Source organism: Algivirga pacifica, from assembly GCF_039543525.1.
In the GTDB taxonomy this organism is placed as follows: Bacteria; Bacteroidota; Bacteroidia; order Cytophagales; family Flammeovirgaceae; genus Algivirga; species Algivirga pacifica.
In genome coordinates this window covers 1-674 of the sequence record NZ_BAABJX010000077.1, presented here as the reverse complement: position 1 = coordinate 674, position 674 = coordinate 1, and the positions used below count along the sequence as shown (strand labels likewise).

The 674-nt window shown below is 43.3% G+C and carries 1 protein-coding gene; it reads left to right on the top strand.

Translation table 11 applies throughout. The annotated features are described in order from the left end of the window. Nucleotides 1-323: 323 nt before the first annotated feature. Nucleotides 324-470 (top strand): hypothetical protein, encoded by a 147-nt coding sequence (locus tag ABD985_RS21215; RefSeq protein ID WP_345375341.1) that lies wholly within the window; start codon nucleotides 324-326, stop codon nucleotides 468-470. Nucleotides 471-674 lie beyond the last annotated feature (204 nt).

Genomic DNA, 674 nt, shown 5'->3' with positions numbered 1-674 from the left:
GGGAAGGCAATGCGAAGCCAAGTGCGTCACTGGCAACGGTGGGGTGTGAAGGAAGGCTTAGCAAGTAACTGGAACATAACGCAAGTGAACCGATTTTAGCTGGTGATGGGGACAAGGCTGTTAGGTAAGTCGAAGTCCAAAATCCGAATACTGTCATGAGTTGTAACGGATGGGTTCAGTTACAAGATAGTTGGCTTAACGGGGGAAGCCTGTATGCCTGTCTTTTTTTTCAAAGACTAAGCGAAAACAAGTCTTAGGGCAAGAATTCGTTTACGGGTGTGCAGGTGGCAGATGAATCCGTAGTAGTGATTAATTCCAGGCCTATGAAGCCCAGCAATGGATTGGAGGATAAAACTTGGAAGACCATGAACAATATTTCCAAGTGCAAAGGGATAAGTTTCATGGACTCTACTTTACTCAAAAGGTATCGTAGAGATGCGAAGGGAGGAAGTCAGACAAAAGAAAAGTAAGAACAAGATGAACATTGGATGTGAAGCAGTAAAGACAACTTTGATTGAAATATCAAAGGGAATTGCTGTCCGGTAGTAGCGAGCTGACTAGACAGTTAATCCGTACAAGATTCAGTACCTCATGTTTTGTTCCAAGGAACAGTAAAACAGCTGTTAGATTGCCTTAGTGCTAGAAACGGTAGCTGTCATGGGAGAATAAAGAGT